The sequence below is a fragment of the Pedobacter psychrotolerans genome (genome assembly GCF_004340665.1).
Lineage (GTDB): Bacteria > Bacteroidota > Bacteroidia > Sphingobacteriales > Sphingobacteriaceae > Pedobacter > Pedobacter psychrotolerans.
Genome location: NZ_SLWO01000002.1, coordinates 836,206 through 858,644, shown reverse-complemented (window position 1 = coordinate 858,644; position 22,439 = coordinate 836,206). Strand labels below are relative to the sequence as shown.

15 protein-coding genes are annotated in these 22,439 nt (G+C 37.7%); 9 read left to right on the top strand and 6 right to left on the bottom strand.

Annotated elements, in window-relative coordinates; translation table 11 throughout:
• Positions 1–85: 85 nt before the first annotated feature.
• Positions 86–688: a nicotinate (nicotinamide) nucleotide adenylyltransferase gene (gene nadD / locus EV200_RS07260; protein WP_132530586.1), complete on the top strand. Its 603-nt coding sequence runs from the start codon at positions 86–88 to the stop codon at positions 686–688.
• 70 nt (positions 689–758) lie between these two features.
• Here nadD and EV200_RS07255 read toward each other — a convergent pair whose 3' ends face one another.
• The 5 genes from EV200_RS07255 to dapF form a co-directional block, all read right to left on the bottom strand.
• Positions 759–2,159 (bottom strand): efflux transporter outer membrane subunit, encoded by a 1,401-nt coding sequence (locus tag EV200_RS07255; RefSeq protein ID WP_132530584.1) that lies wholly within the window; start codon positions 2,157–2,159, stop codon positions 759–761.
• 13 nt (positions 2,160–2,172) lie between these two features.
• Positions 2,173–5,352, bottom strand: coding sequence for an efflux RND transporter permease subunit (locus EV200_RS07250; protein ID WP_132530582.1), 3,180 nt, complete (start codon positions 5,350–5,352; stop codon positions 2,173–2,175).
• Between the two features lie 52 nt (positions 5,353–5,404).
• A complete protein-coding gene (locus EV200_RS07245; protein WP_132530580.1) occupies positions 5,405–6,571 on the bottom strand; it encodes an efflux RND transporter periplasmic adaptor subunit in 1,167 nt (388 codons plus the stop codon).
• Positions 6,572–7,050: 479 nt separating this feature from the next.
• On the bottom strand, positions 7,051–7,359 hold the full coding sequence (locus EV200_RS07240) for a hypothetical protein (protein ID WP_208864516.1): 309 nt from the start codon (positions 7,357–7,359) through the stop codon (positions 7,051–7,053).
• A gap of 64 nt (positions 7,360–7,423) precedes the next feature.
• Positions 7,424–8,209, bottom strand: coding sequence for a diaminopimelate epimerase (gene dapF / locus EV200_RS07235; protein ID WP_132530702.1), 786 nt, complete (start codon positions 8,207–8,209; stop codon positions 7,424–7,426).
• 396 nt (positions 8,210–8,605) lie between these two features.
• Here dapF and EV200_RS07230 point away from each other — a divergent pair, with 396 nt between their 5' ends.
• On the top strand, positions 8,606–10,156 hold the full coding sequence (locus EV200_RS07230) for a trypsin-like peptidase domain-containing protein (protein ID WP_188754107.1): 1,551 nt from the start codon (positions 8,606–8,608) through the stop codon (positions 10,154–10,156).
• A 173-nt stretch (positions 10,157–10,329) separates the two neighbouring features.
• Here EV200_RS07230 and EV200_RS07225 read toward each other — a convergent pair whose 3' ends face one another.
• Entirely contained in the window at positions 10,330–11,619 is a 1,290-nt protein-coding gene (locus tag EV200_RS07225; RefSeq protein ID WP_132530574.1) for an aminopeptidase P family protein, read from the bottom strand.
• Between the two features lie 171 nt (positions 11,620–11,790).
• Here EV200_RS07225 and EV200_RS07220 point away from each other — a divergent pair, with 171 nt between their 5' ends.
• The 7 genes from EV200_RS07220 to EV200_RS07195 all read left to right on the top strand — a co-directional run bounded on the left by EV200_RS07220 (position 11,791) and on the right by EV200_RS07195 (position 22,379).
• Positions 11,791–13,140, top strand: a complete 1,350-nt coding sequence (locus EV200_RS07220) for an OmpA family protein (RefSeq protein WP_132530572.1) — start codon at positions 11,791–11,793, stop codon at positions 13,138–13,140.
• Between the two features lie 98 nt (positions 13,141–13,238).
• Positions 13,239–13,376, top strand: coding sequence for a DUF6728 family protein (locus EV200_RS22150; protein ID WP_308424134.1), 138 nt, complete (start codon positions 13,239–13,241; stop codon positions 13,374–13,376).
• Positions 13,377–13,388: 12 nt separating this feature from the next.
• The gene (locus EV200_RS07215) at positions 13,389–13,769 is read left to right on the top strand and encodes a RidA family protein (RefSeq protein WP_132530570.1); all 381 of its coding nucleotides are present in this window, start codon (positions 13,389–13,391) and stop codon (positions 13,767–13,769) included.
• Positions 13,770–14,672 (top strand): EamA family transporter, encoded by a 903-nt coding sequence (locus EV200_RS07210; RefSeq protein WP_132530568.1) that lies wholly within the window; start codon positions 13,770–13,772, stop codon positions 14,670–14,672.
• 3 nt (positions 14,673–14,675) lie between these two features.
• Positions 14,676–16,781: an ATP-dependent DNA helicase RecG gene (gene recG / locus EV200_RS07205; RefSeq protein WP_132530566.1), complete on the top strand. Its 2,106-nt coding sequence runs from the start codon at positions 14,676–14,678 to the stop codon at positions 16,779–16,781.
• Positions 16,782–17,210: 429 nt separating this feature from the next.
• Positions 17,211–20,480, top strand: coding sequence for a SusC/RagA family TonB-linked outer membrane protein (locus tag EV200_RS07200; RefSeq protein ID WP_132530564.1), 3,270 nt, complete (start codon positions 17,211–17,213; stop codon positions 20,478–20,480).
• Positions 20,481–20,510: 30 nt separating this feature from the next.
• Entirely contained in the window at positions 20,511–22,379 is a 1,869-nt protein-coding gene (locus EV200_RS07195; RefSeq protein WP_132530562.1) for a RagB/SusD family nutrient uptake outer membrane protein, read from the top strand.
• The last annotated feature ends 60 nt before the right edge of the window (positions 22,380–22,439 follow it).

Sequence of the window (22,439 nt, the reverse complement as noted above, 5' to 3'; positions counted from 1 at the left end):
TGCGACACGTAGCGACGGGAAAAGAGCATAGGGTGAAGCAATCTAGGAAAATAGATTGCTTCGGCTCCCCCAATCCAGCCTCGCAATGACGATTAATAATACTGAAAACCGTAAACTGAAAACAGGCCTCTTCTTCGGTTCATATAATCCCATCCACACTGGGCATCTCATTATCGCCAATTATATGGCAAACTATACTGAACTGGATGAAGTTTGGTTAGTGGTTTCACCTCATAATCCATTAAAAGATAAAAGTGGCCTTGCAAATATGTATGATCGGTTAGAGATGGCAAACCTGGCTACAGAAAACACTGAAAATATTCGCGTGAGTGATATTGAATTCTCATTGCCAAAACCATCATACACTATTGATACCTTGACTTATTTACAGGAGCGATTTCCTGCAAAGGAATTTGTATTAATTATGGGGGCCGATAATCTTGTTTCCTTTAAGAAGTGGAAGAATTACGAAGTATTGTTGAAAAATTATCAGATTTATGTTTATCCTCGTCCGGGGGCTGATGTGAGTGAGTGGGTTAATCATCCGGCGATTACATTTACCAACACACCTTTAATGGAAATCTCCTCAACGTTTATCCGTAAATCAATTAAAAAGAATCAAAACATTCAATTTTTTCTTCCAGAGAAGGTGATTGCGTTTATTGACAGCAAGGGAATGTACAAATAGAAGTTTATTGTAAATAAAAAAAGCATCTTGATTTTTTTCAAGATGCTTTTCTATGATAACAAAAATTATATTATTTCCATCCGCCACCCAGGGCACGATATAAATCTACAACGGATTGTAATTTTTGCAACCTGTCATTAATACCATTCAGTTGAGCCGTTAATAAACTCTGTTCAGAGGTTAATACATCCGTATAATTGGTTGCCGAACTGTAGCGGAGTAATTCTTTGGTGAAGTCTACCGCTTTGGTTAATGATGCAATTTGCTTTGCTCTGGTTGTTTCCTTTTCTTCAGCAGTTTGATAAGCATACAATGCATTTGAAACCTCTTGTCCGCCAGTTAAAAGTGCTTGCTGGAAAGTGTAAAATGCAATTTGTTGATTGGCCTGAGCTGTGGTTAAACGTGCTTTATTTGCACCTTTAGCGAAGATAGGTTGAGTTAATCCACCAACTAAATTGTAGAAAATTGAATTGTCGAAAAAGTTGCTCAACTGTAAACTGGTTAAGCCACCTGCAGCTGTTAAGGTTAGGGCAGGATAGAAGTATGTTTTAGCAACATTGGTGTTCTCAAAAGCAGAGCGGAAACCAAATTCAGCTGCAATAACATCCGGGCGGTTTTGCAATAACTGAGCAGAAACCCCTGTCTTTAAGTCTGTATAGGCAACTTGTTGATCTAATGTTGTTCTGTTAACTGTTCCAGGAGCCTGTGCTAACGCAATATTCAATGCATTTTCAGCTTCCTTAATACTTCTTTTTAAATCTGGTAAGGTTACTTGTGCTGCATATAAATTAGCTTCACTTTGTACCACTGCAGCACCATTCACAACAGCACCTTCTTTTAGTGCTTTCATGGTTTCAACGTCCTGCATTCTGATTTTAATAGTTTGTTCAGTAATGGCCAATTGTTTATCTAGGGCAAGTAAAGTATAATAGCTATTGGCAATGGTTGCGATTAATTGAGTTTGAACTGCTCGTCTTGTCGCATCACTTTGCAATAAAGTGGCGTATGCTGCTTTTTTTGCGCTACTCAATTTGCCCCAGATATCGGCTTCCCAAGACGTACTTAATTGTGCCTTATAGGTTTGCGTTTCTAAATTAATATTGATGCCAGAAGGAAAATTTAAAGCTGCTTGTGCCTGTTTGGCATCAGTAACAGAAACATCTGCCTGTAAACTCGGCAAAAATGCTGCCCGGCTTTGTCTCAATGTAGCCTCTGAAATTTTGATCCGCTCAATGGCCTGTTTCAAATCTAAATTTTCATTAATTCCCTTTTGAATTAAAGATTGAAGGGTGGTATCTGAAAATAATGCTTTCCATGGCAAATCTGCCATGTTTGTGGTATCGGTGGTATTAATATCTCGGTACAATCCATCATTTTTAACCTGAGGACGTTCGTATTTTTTAGTTACACAAGCGCTTAAGGTCAATATGGTAAAGCCGATTAAAATGGAATACTTATATCTGAGTTTCATATATTCTTAACAATTAGTGTTTGCTTTTACTGGTAGCCAACTGATATTCTTCTGGCGTCTGTTCTTTCTCAATTCCTTCATTAAAAGGTGATTTATTACTTATCCTTTCCTGCAAACTTTGAAAAACGATAAATAGTGCTGGGATTACAAATAAACCGAATATTGTTCCAATTAACATTCCGCCTACGGCACCAGTACCAATAGATTTATTACCGGAAGCACCAACACCTGATGACAACATTAATGGCAATAAACCGAGGATGAAAGCAAAAGATGTCATTAAAATTGGGCGTAAACGAGCTGTAGCGCCATCAATGGCAGCATTAATAATACTCATGCCTCTTTTTCGTCGTTCAACGGCATACTCTACAATCAGGATGGCATTTTTCGCCAGTAAACCGACGAGCATAATCAGCGTGATTTGTGTATAAATGTTATTATCTACACCAAATATCTTATCAAAAACAAATACACCAGCTAAACCAATTGGCAATGAAATTAATACAGCCAAAGGCAAAATATAACTTTCGTATTGTGCTGCCAATAAGAAATAAACAAAGATGATACAAAGTAAGAAGATAAACACAGTTTGACTTCCTCCACTGATTTCTTCCCTTGATAAACCTGAGAATTCGTAACCATAACCGGCTGGTAATGTTTGTGCGGCAACTTCTTGTACAGCTTTTAAGGCATCACCAGAACTAAAGCCAGGATTCGGATTACCGGTTACTGAAATCGAAGTAAACAAGTTGAAACGAGAGATGGCTTGTGGACCGTATACCTTCGTTAAGGTAATAAATTCAGATACAGGTGCCATTTGTCCGCTACCATTTCTAACGAAAATTCTGGTCAGTGTTTGCTCATTTGAACGGTATTGTGCATCTGCCTGATACATTACCCTGAATTGCTTACCAAACTTATTGAAGTTGGAAGCATATACGCCACCATAATAACCTTGCATTACGCCTAAAACATCAGCAACAGTTAAGCCAGCCTGTTTTACCTTCGCCACATTCACATCAATTTGATACTGTGGGAAATTTGGGTTAAAGGAGGTTGAGGCATATTGAATTTCTGGTCTTTTACTTAGCGCAGCCAAGAATCCATTTCCAATCTCATTGAATCTTTTAATATCTCCACCAGTTTTATCCTGTAACTGAAATTCGAAACCACCACTTGTTCCAAAACCCTGAATGGTTGGAGGAGCAAAGAAAATAATTTTAGCACCTTTAATATTAGCTGTTTTGGCAAATAGCTCGCCAATAATGGCTTTAACATCACGTTTTCGTTCATCCCAAGGAATTAATCTTCCAATCACCATTCCGTAAGAACTGCCAGAACCACTAATTAAACTTCGACCTACAACCCTCAAAGAATTTTTAATTTCTGGGATGGTGTGTGCAATGCTGTCAATTTGTGAAATCACAATATTAGTTTCTTCCTGTGATGTTCCTGCAGGCAATGAAATGTCTGAGAAAACCGTTCCTAAATCTTCATTCGGAACGAAACCTTTTGGCGTGGTATTCATCATCCAAACCAAAACAATTGTGAAAAATAAAACACCCAGTCCAACTATCCATTTTTTATGAGATAAGAAACTAACTGACTTTTTATATTTGTTGGTTACGGTATCAAATGAGGTATTAAATGCGATATAAAAACGGTCTAAGAAGTTTTTCTTTTTCCCATGATCATCAGTATGCGGTTTAAGAAATAACGCACATAATGCCGGACTTAATGTTAAGGCATTAACAGCAGATAAAATAATGGAAATGGCAAGTGTTAACCCGAATTGCTTGTAGAATACGCCTGATGAACCTTGAATAAAACTCACCGGAATAAATACTGCAGCCATAACCAGGGTAATGGAAATAATTGCACCACTAATGTCATCCATGGCATCTATAGTTGCCTTTTTCGCATCCGTATAACCTTCGTCCAGTTTCGCATGGACGGCTTCTACTACCACAATTGCATCATCCACCACAATACCAATGGCAAGCACCAGGGCAAACAGGGTTAATAAATTTATGGTGAAACCAAACAAGCTTAGGAAAAAGAAAGTACCGATAATGGCTACGGGAACACTAATCGCCGGAATTAAAGTGGAACGGAAATCCTGTAAGAAGATGAAAACCACTAAGAATACTAGAATAAAAGCTTCTATTAGTGTATGAATTACTTTTTCAATAGAGGCATCAAGAAAATCGTTCACGTTCACTAATGTAGAATAATGAACACCTTTTGGAAACAACTTTTGTGCCTCATCTAATGTTTTAATGGAGTTTGAGATAACCTCACTTGCATTTGATCCAGCAGTTTGGTTAATGGCAATACCTAAAGCTGGTTTGCCGTTAAAACTTACCGAACTGGCATAACTTTGAGCACCTAACTCAATCCTTGCAATATCTTTCAGACGTAAAATTTGTCCGTTTGCATCAGTTTTGATAATGATGTTGCCAAATTCTGCCTCGTCTTTTAATCGACCTGTATATTTTAAGGTATATTGAAATGCCTGATCGCCCTGTTCTCCAAACTGGCCTGGAGCTGCTTCCACATTTTGGTCGGCAAGAGCAGTGTTCACATCGCTTGGTACCAGGCCATAGGTTGCCATTACATCAGGCTTTAACCAAAGGCGCATGGTATAATCTAAAGTTCCGAAAGCACTTGCATCACCCACCCCGTTAATCCGCTTAATTTGCGGAATAATGTTGATGTTGGCATAATTCTGTAAAAACTTTTGGTCATAAGACGGATCATCACTGTACAAACTGAAGATCAAAACGTTACTGGCTTGTCTCTTTGCGGTAATTACACCCGATTTTGTTACCTCTGCAGGTAACAGACTGGTTGCTCTGGCTACCCTGTTTTGAACGTTTACTGCAGCTAAATCAGGATTGGTTCCTAATTTAAAGTTAACGGTAATGGTTGCACTTCCATCATTACTGGCAGTGGAAGTCATGTATGTCATGTCCTCCACACCATTTATTTGTTCTTCCAGCGGAACAACTACGCTATTCATGACCACATCGGCATTTGCACCCTGGTATGAAGTTGAAACCTGCACGGTAGGTGGCGCAATTTCAGGATATTGGGAAATCGGTAAAGTAACTAAACCTAAAATACCGAGAATAACGATGATAATGGATATTACCGTTGATAAAACCGGCCTTTCTATGAATTTCTTAAACATAATTAATATTGATTACCTGATGATTGGTGTAATTACACTGCTCACGTTATTATTATTTAATCTCTGCGTAAACTGAATCAGCACTCTTTTCTTCAGGTTTTATTTTAACACCATCTTTTAATGACTGGAAACCTTCTAATACGATTTTATCACCAGCCTTCAGACCTTTAGTTACCACATAGAACTTATCTTTCGCTAAATCCATCACCTCAATTTCAGTGCTAATAATTTTGGAAGAATCGCCTAAAACATACACGAATTTCTTACCCTGTAAATCAATGGTCGATTTTTGAGGAACCAAAATAGCATTTTCAACTTTCTCTGGAATCCTGACTGATGCACTTCCTCCCGATTTTAACAAAGAAGTAGGATTAGGGAATGTTGCTCTCAAACTGGCTGAACCTGTATTGGTATTAATCTGGCTGTTAATCGATTCAATTTTACCATTTTGAGCATAAACAGTACCATCAGCCAATACTAAACTTACGGCTGGAATGTTTGCCATTTGTTGTGCCAATGTGTTGCCCTTATATGTTTTTGAAAAATCCAGAAGTTGCTTTTCATTTAAAGAGAAGTACGCATAAACTTTAGATGTATTGGCAATTGTAGTAAGAGGTTCTGTGCTGGAGCTGCTTACCAAACTTCCATGTCTGAAGGGAATACTACCCACCACACCGTTAACCGGACTGGTAATTGAAGTATAACCTAAATTTACCTGAGCATTTGCCAATGTGGCTTTCGCTTGGGCTAAAGCAGCTTTTCTACTTTGTAAGGTAAGTTGTGCTGCATCTAAATCATACTTACTAATGATATCTTTCTCTACCAGTGGCTTTGTTTTGTTTACCTGAAGTTGAGCGGAATTTACATCAGCCTCTGCACTGCTGATGGCTGCTCTGGCGGTTCTAACTTCTTGCTCATATTGAGGGGCCATAATGGTAAAAAGTAACTGACCCTTTTTTACCACTGCACCTTCATCAACCAGTATCTTTTCAATATAGCCATCAACCTTCGGACGAATATCAATGTTTTGGATACCTTCTATAGTGGCTGGGTAATCTGAATTTAATTCTGTAGTTTGTGTTTTAACTGTGAAAACTGGATAGGCTTGAGGACCAGCCGCCGCTGCAGCTGCTGCTTTTTTTGCTTCATCATTATTTCCGCAGGATGCTAAAAGCATTCCCATGCTTATGCTAAATAAGAGAGTTGTTACTTTTCTCATGGATTTTTTTAGTGTGTTTATATTAATTTCCGGATTGAAACATGCTCAAAATATAGATTTTGAATTTGTAACGATTGACCAAAAATAGCGCCTAAAAGGATATAAATCTGTCCAATTTCTGTCATTTAATCAATCGATTGATTTATTTTTTGAATAAGGCTTGTTGAAATAGGGGTTAATACATTGTTTAAAAGCAAATTAAGAGCGAAATTATTGATGTGTAAATATCTTGAGACAGATGTTAATTCATGTTAAAAAGTCTATATTTCTACGGTTTTATAGCGAATAATGTAAGCTAAATTGGTCGACTGGATAATTAATGTTAGTGTATAATATACACATTTGTTTCTTCGATTGAATAGACCATTTATTTTATAATCATTTGGAAAGAGAATAAGGAGCTGATATGAAATTATCAGATTAAAGCGACTCGACATGGGTAGGTAAAACCATATTTAGACCCGCATTAGTAATTACACTTACTTCCCTCTACCGTGTTTTGCATCGCACCAAGTTTTGAAGTTCAATCGATCAAAACCCTGGCACTTGTTTACTTTTGGAATAAATATATAAGGAGCAGTCGGCTCATAAGAGAAATAATAATAGTTTTCGCGATCTTGACCATAGATCCAATAAGATGAAGAGCCTTGATTTATTTCATAAGGATCAAAAGAAAAAATAGAAGACTCTGCAGGAATGAAATTGTCGTGCTCCATGGCCAACATCATAACGTTAGAAAAAAAAGTTGTCCATATGAGCATTCCCACGGATAAAACACCAACTAACATTATGGAAAAGGTAGACAACGACATTTTTCTCATATCACTACAACCATGCACTACTTAACATTGCTCATTGCTCTATTTCGCCTTCAAAAACTAACTTTGCCGGGCCACATAAAAATACGTTGGTAAATTTTTTTCCATCATAGTCAAATTCAATTTTAATATCTCCACCTAAAACTTTAATGTTGGTTTCGATGTGACCGCTTTGACTTTTATGTTTGGCCATAGCCATAGCCACGGCTGTTACACCAGTGCCACATGCAAAGGTTTCATCCTCTACACCACGCTCGTAAGTACGAACAAACAGATGATCGCCAAAATCTTCGACAAAATTTATGTTGATACCTTTTTCGCTATAAGTTTCATTGTAACGGATATTCTTACCCTCATTAAATACATCAAAATCTTTTAGGTCTTCTTGTAATTTCACATAATGCGGAGATCCTGTATTCAATACGTATGCATCACCATCACGGGTTACCAACTCTACATCAATCATTTGAAGATCAATCCATTCGCCGTTTTCTGAAATTCTGGCATAATGCGGACCATCTACTGCCAAAAAGTTAGTTTCTTTATTGATGATACCCAGGTGCTTAGCAAATGCAACGATACACCGCCCACCGTTACCACACATACTGCCCAATTTGCCATCTGCATTAAAGTAATGCATTTCAAAATCATAATCCTTGTGTTTGGTTACAAACATTAATCCATCCGCTCCAATGCCAAACCTACGGTGACAAAGTTGTTCAATTAATTCATTATCAATGCTTTCTATTGGAGCTGCAGTGTGGTCTATTAAAATAAAATCGTTACCTGCGCCCTGATACTTAAAGAAATTAATTTTCATTGGATCTTCATTTTTTAATGCAATATTTGAATTGCAGATGCCTATAAGTCTTTTGGCGTAAATTGTTTTTAACATTTTTTAACACCAATGTAGATGCTTTAGTGATGCAAATATCGTTGATATGGTATTAAATTTGAATAAACTTATAAAAGAAAATTTAAGCAGATAAATAACTGCTGGAGCGTTCTGCTTAAACAAAGAAAATACAGCGCTCCCGTCAAATTAAAAACAAAGGGTTATAAGTATACCAAACATTTTGCCGGCAATGGAACTTATAATCAATTGTGCAGATAAAAAAACAATATACAAACACATGAAGCCATTAAAAGCCTTAACTCTGTATTAGGTATAGCTTTTAATAGCTTCAGGACCATTAAAAAAACAATATACAAACACATGAAAAAAATATTAGGGATTACCGTGTTAGCTGCCTTTATAGGTGGAGCAGCAGCAATTGGAGGTTATAAGCTATTTGAGCGTAACCAAACTGGAAGTACCATTTCTGAAAAACAAAATTTATATTTTGCAAATAATCCACTTAAGGTAACTTCAGCTGGAGCAGCAGATTTTACACAGGCAGCAGCTGCTGTTGCCCCGGGTGTAGTGCACATTAAAACAACCTACTCAACATCAGACAAAAGTCAGGGAAGTTCTTCTCCATTTGATATGATGGAAGATTTCTTTGGAGGTGGTGGTCGCCAGATGCAACGTCAACCTAGAGCAGCATCAGGATCAGGTGTAATTATTAGCCAGGACGGTTACATCGTAACTAACAACCACGTGGTTGAAAATGCAGAGAAAGTTGAAGTGGTTTTAACTGATCGACGTAAAGTTGAGGCAAAAGTAATTGGACGTGATCCAAATACAGATTTAGCATTGATTAAAGTAAATGCTACAGGTTTACCTGTTGTTAAAATGGGTAATTCTGATAATGTTCAGGTTGGAGAATGGGTTTTAGCTGTTGGTTTCCCGCTTGATTTACAAACTACTGTAACCGCAGGGATTGTGAGTGCGAAAAACCGTAGCATTGGTATTATAGGTAGAGAACAACAAGGAAACGAGATTACTGAAGAAGAATACAGAGAATATCAGCGTACAGGTAAAAGACCTGAACGTCCGGCAAATACCAGTATTGAATCTTTTATTCAAACTGATGCGGCCATTAATCCAGGAAACAGTGGAGGTGCATTGGTAAATGCCAATGGAGAATTGGTGGGTATTAATTCTGCTATTGCTTCTCAAAGTGGCTACAATCAAGGTTATGGTTTTGCTATTCCAGTTAACCTGGCCCGTAAAATTGTAGACGATTTTATGAAGTATGGTTCAGTTAAACGTGGTTATATAGGTGTAAACTTTGTACCGCTTAGTGGTGATGAAAAACCAGAAGGAATTAAAACCAGCGAAGTAAGTGGCCTATATGTGAACGATGTAGTGGCAAAAGGAGCTGCAGAGGCTGCAGGTTTAAAATCTGGTGATGTAATTAAAAAGGTGGATGGCATAGTAATCAATGATTCTCCTGATTTACAGGAAAGGGTTGGCCGTTTAAATCCTGGCGATAAAGTTAAATTAACTGTGCTCAGAGATGGCGCATTAAAGGATTATACCGTGACTTTAAAAGGAGAGGCTAGTATAAACCCTAATGCCAATACTGCTGCAACAAAATCTGTAGAGGTATCGAAACTTGGGGCAACGTTTGTGCCTGCAACTCTGGCTCAGAAATCTAAACTGGGAATTAACAGTGGGGTAGTAGTCACTTCTGTTACTACAGGAAAAGCGTTTGATAACATAGGTGTAGAGAAAGGTTTAATTATTACCAAAGTGAATGGGCAACCTGTAAACAGCGTAACTGATGTTCAGAAAGCTTTGCCTCAAACTCGAAACGGCATGGTTTATATGTCAGGAGTTACAGGACAAGGCACATTTAACTTTAGCTTCCCGGCGCAATAATCAACCTGATTGATTAAATATAAAAGCCGTTCTGAATCAATTTCAGAACGGCTTTTATTTTGGTAAACATTTCGTCTAAATGTGTTGACTGATCAGAAAATATGATCAACGCATTTAAGAGCTAATTATTTGAATTCTTTAGCAAAGAACAATTTATCTATGGACTACATAAATTACGAATTCATAATATCTTCTATTTCTTCAGCTTCTAATGGGATGTCTGCCATTAAGTCGATGTTTCCATTAGCGGTAATTAAGATATTGTTTTCTAAACGAATGCCTAAGCCTTCCTCAGGGATGTAAATACCGGGTTCTACGGTTAGAATATTTCCTTCGGCAAATGGCGTGTATCTTCCAGCGAAATCATGAACATCTATACCTAAATGATGAGAAGTGCCGTGCATAAAGTATTTTTTGTATGCCGGATATGAGGCACTTTGGTTTTTAACATCACTTGTAGATATTAATTTTAAATTAATCAATTGTTCAGTCATGAGTTCGCCTACCTCTTCATGGTAAGTGTTCCATACGGTGCCAGCTCTTAATAATTTTATAGCCTCCTTCATCACATGTAAAACACTATTATAAACATCTTTCTGTCTGGCAGTAAAATGGCCACTCACCGGAATCGAGCGACTCATGTCTGCATTGTAGTTGGCATACTCCGCCCCAAAATCAAAAAGAATAACATCGCCTGCGTTACAAGTTTGGTTATTATCATTGTAGTGCAGAATATTGGCATTGTGCCCCGATGCGATAATTGGCGTATAGGCATGTCCGGTAGCCCCTTGACGTATAAACTCGTGAATAATTTCTGCTTCTATTTCATATTCCTTTACGCCAGGCTTTGTGAATTTTAATACCCTAATAAAAGCATCGCGAGTAATTGCACAAGCTTTTTTAGTTAGCTCAATTTCAACATCAGATTTATGAGCCCTTAGATTCCGCATAATTGGGGCAGATCGTTCATAATGATGTAAAGGATATTTAGAACGCATCTGATCAATAAACCTCAGGTCACGATGCGGTACAGTATGGGCATAGCGATCATTTTCATTAGAATTAAGGTAAATATGGTCAGCATAATGTACAATGCTGTGCAGGATATTATCAAAATCTTCGAGCCAATAAATGCTGGTAATGCCGGATGCCGATTTTGCCTGATCTTTTGTATATTTATATCCTTCCCAAACCTTAATGTAATCATTGGTCTGTCTTAAAAACAGGACTTCTCTATACATTGGATTAGGACAATCAGGATAAATTAGCAAGATTGTTTGCTCCTGATCGATTCCTGATAAATAAAATAAGTCTGGATTTTGCTTAAAGATGAAGTTTTGATCACCGCTTCTTGGGAACTCATCATTGGCATTAAAGATAGCTAATGAGTTGTCTTTGAGTTGTTTGTTAAAGTTTTTTCTATTTAAAATAAAAAGTGATTGATCAATTTGGGGATATTTCATAATTTGTGCCTTTATAATTATATAGGGATCAAATGTAATAAAATCCCTTTTTCTCCTAAAGTTTGGAACGGAGTTTGTGTAAATGTTTGAAAATTTAAAAATTTGTTTAATTTTGCGGTTACAAAAAATTAATCAATTAAATTGTTTAACCCTTAAAAAAGAAAAAAGATTATGAATTATTCTACTTTAAAGAAAAGTGTTGCGCTTTCTTTAGTGGCATTAACAGGAGTAGCTTCTCTTGCTGTCGCTCAGGATGCTCCTGCAACTACTTCTTCAACCAAGGTATTTGGTGGAAGAGGACAGTACAGAACTTGGTCAATTGGTGTTAACGCTGGTGTATTAGCTCCAGTAGTTGCAATTGGCGGTTCTAATGACTTCAACAAATGGGACGTTAACTTAGGTTACGGTTTAAATATCCGTAAACAATTAGGTCACTCTTTCTCATTAGAGTTAGCTGGTGTACGTGGTAAAGTTTCAGGTTCAAATGATGCAACTGCTGGACCAGTAGCTTCAACTGCTAGCGATTTCGAAACTGAATTACAATATGCTGTAGATTTACGTGGTGTTGTTAACTTAGGTTCTATCGATTTCTTACGTCGTGAGAACTCAGTAGGTTTCTTCTTAACTGCTGGTGCTGGTTATTTAGCTTACGCTCCAAAAGTAACTACTGGTGGTCAAACTATTGACTGGAAAGGTAGTGCTATCGGACCAGTAGGTGACAGACACGAAGCTAAAGATTACGTAAAAGGTTTCTACATTCCAGTAGGTGCTGGTGTTAAATTCAAAGTTTCTGAGCGTGTTAACTTTAACTTAGGTTACACTATGAACTTTGTTGATGCTGATAACTTTGATGGAGTTTATGCAAAAGGTACTACTAAAGATAAATTCTCTTACGGTTATGCTGGTTTAGAGTTCTCTTTAGGTTCTTCTGCAAAACCAAGCTTAGAGTGGTCTAACCCATTAGCTACAATGTATGATGAATTAAAAGATCCAACTTTACGTCAAGAAGTTGAAGCTTTGAAAAACCGTGTATCTAACGTAGAAAAATCTGTTGAAGATTTGAAAAAAGATACTGATGGTGATGGTGTTGCTGATCAATTCGACAAATGCCCAGGAACTCCTGCAGGTACTGCTGTTGATGGTTCAGGATGTCCACTTCCTAAATTCACTGCTGATTCAACTAACACTAACGTAACAGGTTTCGAAAAAATCGGTTTCGATTTTAACTCATCTGTTTTAAAAACTGAATCTTATCCAACTTTAGATAAATTATCTTCAGTGTTACGTGAAAACGGTGGTAAAGTAACTGTAAACGGTTACGCTTCAAGCGAAGGTACTGCTGCATATAACATGAAATTATCTAAAGACAGAGCAAATTCTGTTAAAACTTACTTAGTAAACTCTGGTGTTAACGCTAGTCAAGTTGCTACTAAAGGTTTAGGTGAAGCTAATCCAATTGCTTCTAACGATACTGAAGAAGGTCGTATCCAAAACCGTCGTGTTGAAACTGCTAGAAACTAGTATTTCAATATAAAGTTTAAAAAAAGTCCCGATGCAAATCGGGACTTTTTTTGTGCCTATTAGTTTTTGATCTTAGGCTTTTTAATTAAGTTTGTGCCATGTACTTCTTCCGTAAAAAAGATCCAAACCGACCTGATAATATCAATATTAGGATTATGCATTTTATTAATGCATTGGCAATCATCATCTTTCTTGCAGGTATCATCTACAAGCTCATCCAGTGGCTTGCTAAATAAAAAACAATTCTTATGAAACAAATTATTACAACAACCAATGCGCCTGCCCCAATTGGGCCATATAGCCAAGCCGTAAAAGCAGGAAACTTTCTCTTTGTTTCTGGCCAGGTAGCCATTAATCCTGAAAACGGTGAATTGAATATTGGTAATATTGACGATGAAACCCATCAGGTGATGCGGAATCTTAAAGCAGTTTTATTAGAAGCAGGTTTAACCTTTGATCATGTGGTTAAATCAACCATATTCTTAAGTGATATGGGTACTTTTGCACAGGTTAATGAAATTTATGGCCAATATTTTACGGTAGATTTCCCTGCTCGTGAAACGGTACAAGTATCGGTATTGCCTAAAAATGTTAACGTAGAAATCTCAGTCATTGCCATCATAGAATAATTGGAAAAAAGCAAAAGCAAATTTTTTATAGCTGGTATTGTTCCCTATATCATATGGGGAACAATGTCTATCCCTCTTCGAGACCTTAAAGGGTTCCCTCCGCAAGAAATCTTATACTATAGAATATTTGCTTCCATCATTGTGGTATGGGCGAGTATATTGCTGTTTAGAAAAGAGAACCTGCAAAAAGATTATGTGCATTTCAAAGCGCTACCTTCTGGAAAGAAAACTAAACTTTTACTCTTAACCATTCTATCTGCATTTTTAATTACGGGAAATTGGTTTACTTATATCTATGCGGTAAATAGCGTGAGTTTGAAAGCTGCGGCATTTGCTTATATGGTTTGTCCGCTTATTACAGCGCTTTGCGGTTTTGTCCTGCTAAAAGAACAGCTTACAAAAATTAAAATCATAGCACTTGCTATCGCATTAATCAGCATCATTTTGCTGGCAACAGGTTCTTTATATGAAGTTTTGTGGGCAATATTGATCGCTTCATTTTATGCGGTATATATTATCTTACTGAAGGTCATTAAGGATGTAGATAAATTTAACTTATTAGGGATTCAGCTGATTTTATCTGGTGTGATCATTTTACCAGTATATCTAATCAGTTCGCAGCCATTTCCGGTAGTAACATCCTTTTGGTTACATATTTTCCTTATTTCGATAGTTTTTACCATTATTCCGCTTTTTTTAAATGCCTATGCACTGGTAGGTATGCCCTCATCAGCCTTGGGTATTTTAATTTATCTCAATCCCATCGTTGCGTTTGCTGTGGCATTTTTCTATTTCAAGGAGAATATTGATGTCCATCAGCTTTTCGCATATTTGCTTTTACTTTTGTCGATTGTTATTTTTAATGCACATTTGTTAAAAGGCATGATGGCTAAAAAAGTATAAGTTTTGTCGAATCCGATCTTAAATACACCTATTGAGTTTATAAAAGGCGTAGGGCCGAGTCGGGCAGATGTTTTGAAAAAAGACCTTGGTCTGTTTACTTTTCAGGATATGCTGTCGCACTATCCCTTTCGCTATATTGACCGTACAAAGTACTTTAAAATCAACCAGATTAATCCTGATTCCTCCTATATTCAAATTATTGGACGGGTGATTAATAAAAAGGTAATTGGCGATAAACGAACCAAACGGATTGTGGCGGCTTTTAAAGACGAAACCGGAATCATGGAACTGGTTTGGTTTCAGAGTTTAAAATGGGTAGATGAGAACATCGTTGTAGGGACAGCTTATGTAGCCTTTGGCAAGCCAACACTCTTTAATGGAACATTCAGCATTTCGCATCCTGAAATGGAACTGTATCAACATAAAACTGTTGGTAGGGGTAATCTGACTTTACAACCCGTTTATCATTCTACAGAGAAGCTTAAAAAATTTACACTTGATTCTAAAGGCATCCAAAGACTTATTGCCGGATTACTGGATCAGGTGATTCCACAGGTTCAAGAAAACTTACCAGCCTATATTATCGATAAATATCAACTAACTGATAAAAGAAGGGCATTGCTGAATATTCATTTTCCTAAAAATCAGCAGGAATTAAATGATGCGGAAAGAAGGCTGAAATTTGAAGAATTGTTTTTTATTCAGCTTCAGTTATTGCACAATAAGCAACTTCGCCAGTTGAAATTTAAAGGTGCCAGTTTCGAAAAAGTGGGAGAAAAGGTAAACCGGTTTTACAAGGAGTTTCTTCCATTCGAACTTACCAATGCTCAAAAAAGAGTAATTAAAGAAATTCGAATAGATACGCAAAGAGCTGTTCAAATGAACCGGTTGGTTCAAGGCGATGTGGGCAGTGGAAAAACTGCAGTTGCATTAATGAGTATGCTCCTGGCAAATGATAATGGTTATCAAGCGTGTATGATGGCACCAACAGAAATTTTGGCCCGCCAACATTATGCATCTATAACCGAATTGGTTACGGATGATTTAGTTAGAGTTGCTATCCTCACCGGAAATACAAAAAAGAAAGAGCGGATTATTTTACATGAGCAATTAGAAAATGGCGAAATCGATATCTTAATTGGTACGCATGCTTTAATTGAGGATAAGGTTAAATTTAATAATTTAGGCTTGGTGGTCATAGATGAGCAGCATCGTTTTGGGGTGGAGCAACGGGCCAAGCTGTGGCGAAAAAATATTATTCCACCACATATTTTAGTGATGACTGCTACACCCATACCACGTACGTTGGCCATGACATTATATGGAGATCTGGATGTTTCTGTGATTGATGAACTTCCTGCAGGAAGAAAGCCCATTGAAACACGTCACCTTTTTGAAGGGCAACGGCTACGCATGTTTGGCTTTATGAAGCAGGAAATTGCAAAAGGCCGCCAGGTTTATATTGTTTATCCGCTGATTAAAGAAAGTGAGAAGCTTGATTTATTACATCTTGAGGCTGGAGTGGAACAGCTCAGTTATCAGTTTCCTCGGCCAGATTATCAGATCAGCATTGTGCATGGGCAAATGCCTAATGCCGACAAGCAATTTGAGATGCAGCAATTTATCGATGGTAAAAGCCAGATCATGGTTGCTACAACAGTTATTGAAGTTGGGGTGAATGTTCCCAATGCTTCAGTAATGGTTATTGAAAATGCAGAGCGCTTCGGACTTTCTCAACTGCATCAGTTACGTGGTCGTGTAGGTCGTGGAGCAGAACAATCTTTCTGTATTTTAATGAGTGGAAACAAATTAAGCAAGGAAGGTAAGGTTCGGTTAGAAACCATGGTAAGAACCAATAACGGTTTCGAAATTTCAGAAATTGATTTACAACTTCGCGGACCTGGTGATATTACGGGAACGCAGCAGAGCGGGGTACTTGATTTAAAACTAGCAGATTTGGCAACAGATCAGGCTATTTTAGCTGAAGCCAGAAATACCGTCATCGAACTTTTTGAAGCTGATCCAAAATTAGAAAAGCCGGAAAATGCTATGCTGAAAACTCATCTTCAAAAGTTAGAGCGGGGCATTTCCTTTGATAAGATTAGTTAATAAATTACCACGAACTATTTAGGTCTTTAATGCGGTTTAAACAGAAATAAGTGTCTGTGTATGATTAGTTTGATGGTTTTTTATCAATAATTTTCCTTTCTTATTTTTTAATAAAATAGTTACGTTTTCCTTTCCAGTTTCCTATATAATATGTTTATCTTGCCTTAAACCAAATATGAACTATTAGTCGGTAATTGGATGTGAATACTACCGTATTGATCATTTTTCCTACCTAAATACAGCGTAAAGTTGTCTACAAATAAATCATATGGTTGAATGATTATTGAAGTAATTCAATAGGAGCCTTCTTTTTTTGGTAGTGTGATGTAAGTAATTACATCAGTTAGTCATAAATAGCAATTGCTCAATAACAAGTCATTCATAATAGATTGCATTATAACTAATCCCTAACCAAATAAATCAAATCCCATGAAAAAAAATCTATGGAAGAATTTTGCCAGAAAAAGCATGTTTCTTGCGTATGGTAGCTCTTTCGTTTTTTTACCATTTATGACTTTTTCTTCTGAAACTTTACCCGAGAAGAAACGTCTCTACCTTTTTAATCCTTTACTTCAGGATATTGTTGTAAAAGGGCAGGTTAATGATGCCAAAGGGCCTATTCCTGGTGTAAGTGTTAAACTAAAAGGCGGAACAGCAGCTACGGTAACAGACGGTGCCGGTAAATTTAGTATCAAGGTTCCTGAGGATGCCACATTAATCTTTAGTTATGTAGGTTACACGGATCAGGAGGTACAGGTTAAAAATCAAACCAGTATTACTGTTCGTTTATTAGAAAACAATCAAAACTTATCAGAGGTGATTGTGGTAGGATACGGAACACAAAAGAAAGCCGTTGTTTCTGGAGCGGTGGCATCAGTAAAAGGTACGGAGCTAGCCAAATCTTCATCTGTAAACTTATCCAATTCATTGGCCGGGCGTTTACCAGGCGTAACTGCTTTACAAGGCAGTGGTGAACCAGGTTATGACGGCTCTACCATCCGTATCCGGGGTATTAATTCCTTAGGAAATAACAATGCCCTTATCGTCATTGATGGGATTCCTAACCGTGCCGGTGGAATTGAGCGGATCAACCCAAATGATATTGAAAGCGTATCTGTTTTGAAGGATGCATCTGCTGCTATTTATGGCTCACAGGCTGCGAATGGGGTAATTCTGATCACTACACGGCTGGGGAAATCAGGGAAGCCACAGTTTTCTTATGATTTCAGCTATGGCTTGCAACAGCCAACTAGAATCCCAAAAATGGCCAATTCTACACAATATGCCGAAATACTAAATGAGCTTAATATTTTTGGCTCGGATCTTAATCCCAATGAGTGGTCAGCTGCCTGGAACAGTTTTAAATCAACCGGTACCTATCAATCTACTTCAGGGAAGACCATCAATGCAACTTACAAGCCTGATGAAATTCGAAAATTTGGTGATGGTTCAGACCCTTTACGTTACCCTAATACGGATTGGTTTGATACCACTTTTCAGAAGTGGTCTCCCCAGCAACGGCATAATGTTCAGATTAACGGAGGAAGTGAAAATGTTAAATACCTCGTTTCCTTAGGCTATCTTAATCAGGATGGCTACTATAAAAATTCTGCCACAGGTTATAAGCAATATGATATGCGTTTTAATCTTGAAGCAAAATTAAGTAAATACATCACCACCACGTTAGGTGTAACCGCAAGAGAGGAAAACCGGAACTACCCAACGGTTGGTGCTGGAGATATCTTTAGGTTTTTAATGCGTGGAAGGCCAACTGAAATTGCTGTATGGCCTAATGGCTTGCCTGGCAGAGATATTGAGTATGGTTATAATCCGGTGGTGTCTACTACAGATTTAACAGGTTACAACAAAGATGTTAGGGATTATTTTCAAACTACGGGTAAGATAGAAATCAAAATACCTGGAGTAGAAGGTTTAAAAGTAAGCGGAACTGCTGCCATTGATAAATACTCAGGACGGCAGAAAAACTGGCAATTACCATGGACGCTTTACGATTGGGACAAGAAAACATTTGAGGCTGATGGGGTAACACCTGTTTTAACCGGATCGGTTCGTTCTCAGTATACTGACCCGAGACTTAGGGAAACTGCAGGTGGGCAGCTGGCTACGAACTTAACCGGAATGATTAACTATGATAAGAAAATAGGAGAGCATACCATTGGTTTAATGGCAGGTACAACGAGAGAACAAGTTGCGAATGATGGTTTTACAGCCTTCAGGAGATATTTCCTTTCATCAGCTATTGAGCAGTTATTGGGTGGTGATGAGAGGGAGCAGTCATTGGGGAATAATCCCGGCGATCCGAATAATTTATACAACAGGGCACGTTTGAGTTATTTTGGAAGAGCGGGTTACAACTATAAAGAAAAATACCTTGCTGAATTTCTATGGCGTGTTGATGGTTCTTATATTTTTCCCACCAACAGACGATTTGGTTTCTTTCCGGGTGTATCAGTGGGGTGGCGTTTATCAGAAGAAGATTTTTTCAAAAATAATGTTGGCTTCATTAACAACTTAAAAATAAGGGCTTCGTATGGGCAAATGGGGGCCGAGGCTTATTTCGGTGATGCACTTCAAGAGTACCAGTATTTAAGTTTAATGAACTTTGGTAGTTATATTTTAAATGATGCCGTTACCAAATCCATTTATGAAGGCAAAGTTCCAAATCTAAATTTTGGATGGGAGGTTGCGAATAACAGCAATATTGGTTTAGATGCGTCTTTCTTAGATAATAAATTGGCGCTGGAGTTTGATTATTTCTACAACAAAAGAACAAACATTTTAATTAGTCGTGGTAGCTCCGTTCCAGAAAGTTCTGGGATCACCGATCAATTGCCTCCGGTTAATTTAGGAAAGGTAAATAATAAAGGTTTCGAATTTAAATTAAGTTATAATGATCAGGTTGGTGATTTAAATTTTGGTGTAAGTGTAAACGGGGGTTATGCCAAAAACAAGATCATTTTTTGGGATGAAACACCAGGTGCTCCGGAATGGCAACGCACTACGGGTAGGGTAACCAATGCATGGCTGGTGTATGATTATGATGGCGTATTTAGGGATCAGGCTGAAATTAGTGCCAATACATTAAATTATAGTGCATTAACCAATAATCTGCGTCCGGGCGATATGAAATTTAAAGACATCAATGGCGATGGAAAAATTAATGCTGATGACAAAATTCGTTTAGATAAAAACGGAACGCCAACGTTTACCGGTGGTTTTAATTTAAACCTGCAGTATAAGGGTTTCGACTTATCTATGCTTATTCAGGGAGCTACTGGTGGGATGCAAATTGTAGGTGTAACAGAATCGGGTGATATTGGTAATTTCCTGGAATGGTCATACCAGAACCGTTGGAGTATTGATAACCCAAGTTCAGTAGATCCACGCTTATCAAACAGAGGATCTAGCTATTATACGGATAGTAATAATGCCTTAAATAATACCTATTGGTTAAGAAGCAATAATTACATCAGGCTTAAAAATGTAGAACTAGGTTATACTTTACCAAACAAGTTGGTAGAAAAAATAGGCCTAAATGCAGTAAGGGTGTATGCAAACGGACTTAACTTGTTTACCCTTGATAAGGTTAAAGTCTGGGATCCTGAATCAACTAACTCAAGTGGACAGTATTATCCTCAGGCAAGGGTAATTAATATGGGTATTAAAGCCTCTTTTTAGCTATACTGTTTATCAATAATTATGAAAAATATGAAAGCAATAATTCAACATAGAACATTATATATATTAGTTTTGATCACCTTTTTTGCAATGTCTTGTAAAAAAGATTTTATGGATGTAACTCCGCCAGATAAAATATCTGCCGATCTGGTTTGGAAAGATCCGGCTCTTGCGCAGGCTTTTGTTAATGATATTTACAATGGTTTAAGTAATGGTGGCTTTTCTGAGCAAATGCTCGCATCGGTATCAGATGAAGCGCTGTTTACACACCCTACCCGTGGCATCGATCTGGTAAATAATGCAACCATTAACCCGTCTACATTAGGATGGGTAGATGATACCTGGGGTTATAAACAAATGTATAATAGAATAAGGGCTTGCAATACCACCATTGAAAGAATTAGCGGCGGCGATAATGGCCTTAGCAGCCAAAGTTTAAAAGATCAGTTATTAGGTGAAGCTTATTTTTTAAGGGCTTATTTTTACCAGCAACTTTTACGTTATTATGGTTCAGTAGCCATTATTACAAAAACCTATGGTTTGAGTGATGACTTTAATGTTAAACGTAATACGTATGAGGAGTGTGTTAACTTCATCGTTAAAGATTGTGATGAAGCCAGTAAATTACTAACTGGAAAAACATTAGATAAAGGCCGTACAAATGCTTTAGCAGCGCTGGCTTTAAAATCGAGGGTATTAATTTATGCTGCAAGCGACCTTCATGACCGCACAAAAATTAGTGCTAAAATTTCGGGAATAGCTGCGCAGAAATTAGATTTTCTATCTTATGCGTCAGGTAATCAAACGGAGCGTTACCGCCTGGCACAAACAGCTGCCAAAGCTGTGTTGGATGCGGGTACTGGCTACAAACTAACACTTTCTGCTCCGGCTACTGATGGCCAGTTAAATTTTAAAAGTATTGCCATGGGCGGTGGTAGTAAAGCACCGGGTATAGATGCAGCTGCAGCTTCTGAATTAATTTTTGGACGGTATTTTATTACGCTAAGCAATAACAGGCATGCACAGCAAAATGGACCAAATGGTTACCACAACTGGGCTGGTAATACCCCTATTGGTTTGTTGGTTGATGATTATGAAATGAGCGATGGAAGCAAATTCAGCTGGAATAATGCTGCGCAAAAAGCAAACCCATATCAAAACAGAGATCCACGCTTTTATGCCACTATCTTGTATGATGGAGCAAGCTGGAAGCCACGTGATAAAGCATCAGGTAATGTAGACCCTGCAAATCAGATTCAAACCGGCGTATATGATTTATTGAGTAATGGCAGTGTTACTGATTTTAAAGGTTTAGATACCAGAGCAAGTTCAATTGAAAACTGGAACGGAAGCTGGACAGGTTATTATTATCATAAATTCATCGATCCGGATCCTAATATTGTAGATGCATCGGCACCTCAAACCATTCCATGGCCATTTTTCAGATACACGGAAGCTGTATTCAATTATATTGAAGCCAGTATTGAGCTTGGTGAGTTAACAAATGCTACTATGTGGTTAAATAGAATCCGTTTCAGAGCTGGCATGCCTGCTGTAACTGCAACGAGTCAGGCAGATTTAAGAACAGCTTACCGCCATGAGCGCCGCATTGAAATGGCTTATGAAGAACAACGTTATCATGATGCCCGCCGTTGGTTAATTGCTGAAGAAACCTTAGGCAGAAAAGTTACCTATATTAAAGTTACGGGAAAATTTAAAGCTGGTAAAACCATGTCTGCTCCTTATCATTATGATGCTTCAGTATACGATTATACTTATACACCGGTTATTGAAAATGCACAGGAAAACCGCAGTTGGGACAATAAACTTTATTTCAGACCATTTAGTCGCGATGAAATAAATAAAAATAATTTACTTGAGCAAAATCCAGGTTACTAGGAGAGCGATATAAACCGACCCGATGGATAGTGTAATGCTATTCATCGGGTTTTTTGTTTG

Excerpts from the sequence above, each read along its gene's own strand:
- EV200_RS07255 (WP_132530584.1), bottom strand. The coding sequence starts at position 2,159 with ATGAAACTCAGATATAAGTATTCCATTTTAATCGGCTTTACCATATTG.
- EV200_RS07240 (WP_208864516.1), bottom strand. The coding sequence starts at position 7,359 with ATGTTAGTTGGTGTTTTATCCGTGGGAATGCTCATATGGACAACTTTT.
- EV200_RS07245 (WP_132530580.1), bottom strand. The coding sequence starts at position 6,571 with ATGAGAAAAGTAACAACTCTCTTATTTAGCATAAGCATGGGAATGCTT.
- EV200_RS07220 (WP_132530572.1), top strand. The coding sequence starts at position 11,791 with ATGAATTATTCTACTTTAAAGAAAAGTGTTGCGCTTTCTTTAGTGGCA.
- EV200_RS07250 (WP_132530582.1), bottom strand. The coding sequence starts at position 5,352 with ATGTTTAAGAAATTCATAGAAAGGCCGGTTTTATCAACGGTAATATCC.
- EV200_RS07225 (WP_132530574.1), bottom strand. The coding sequence starts at position 11,619 with ATGAAATATCCCCAAATTGATCAATCACTTTTTATTTTAAATAGAAAA.
- EV200_RS07230 (WP_188754107.1), top strand. The coding sequence starts at position 8,606 with ATGAAAAAAATATTAGGGATTACCGTGTTAGCTGCCTTTATAGGTGGA.
- EV200_RS22150 (WP_308424134.1), top strand. The coding sequence starts at position 13,239 with ATGTACTTCTTCCGTAAAAAAGATCCAAACCGACCTGATAATATCAAT.
- EV200_RS07200 (WP_132530564.1), top strand. The coding sequence starts at position 17,211 with ATGAAAAAAAATCTATGGAAGAATTTTGCCAGAAAAAGCATGTTTCTT.
- dapF (WP_132530702.1), bottom strand. The coding sequence starts at position 8,209 with ATGAAAATTAATTTCTTTAAGTATCAGGGCGCAGGTAACGATTTTATT.
- EV200_RS07195 (WP_132530562.1), top strand. The coding sequence starts at position 20,511 with ATGAAAGCAATAATTCAACATAGAACATTATATATATTAGTTTTGATC.
- nadD (WP_132530586.1), top strand. The coding sequence starts at position 86 with ATGACGATTAATAATACTGAAAACCGTAAACTGAAAACAGGCCTCTTC.
- EV200_RS07215 (WP_132530570.1), top strand. The coding sequence starts at position 13,389 with ATGAAACAAATTATTACAACAACCAATGCGCCTGCCCCAATTGGGCCA.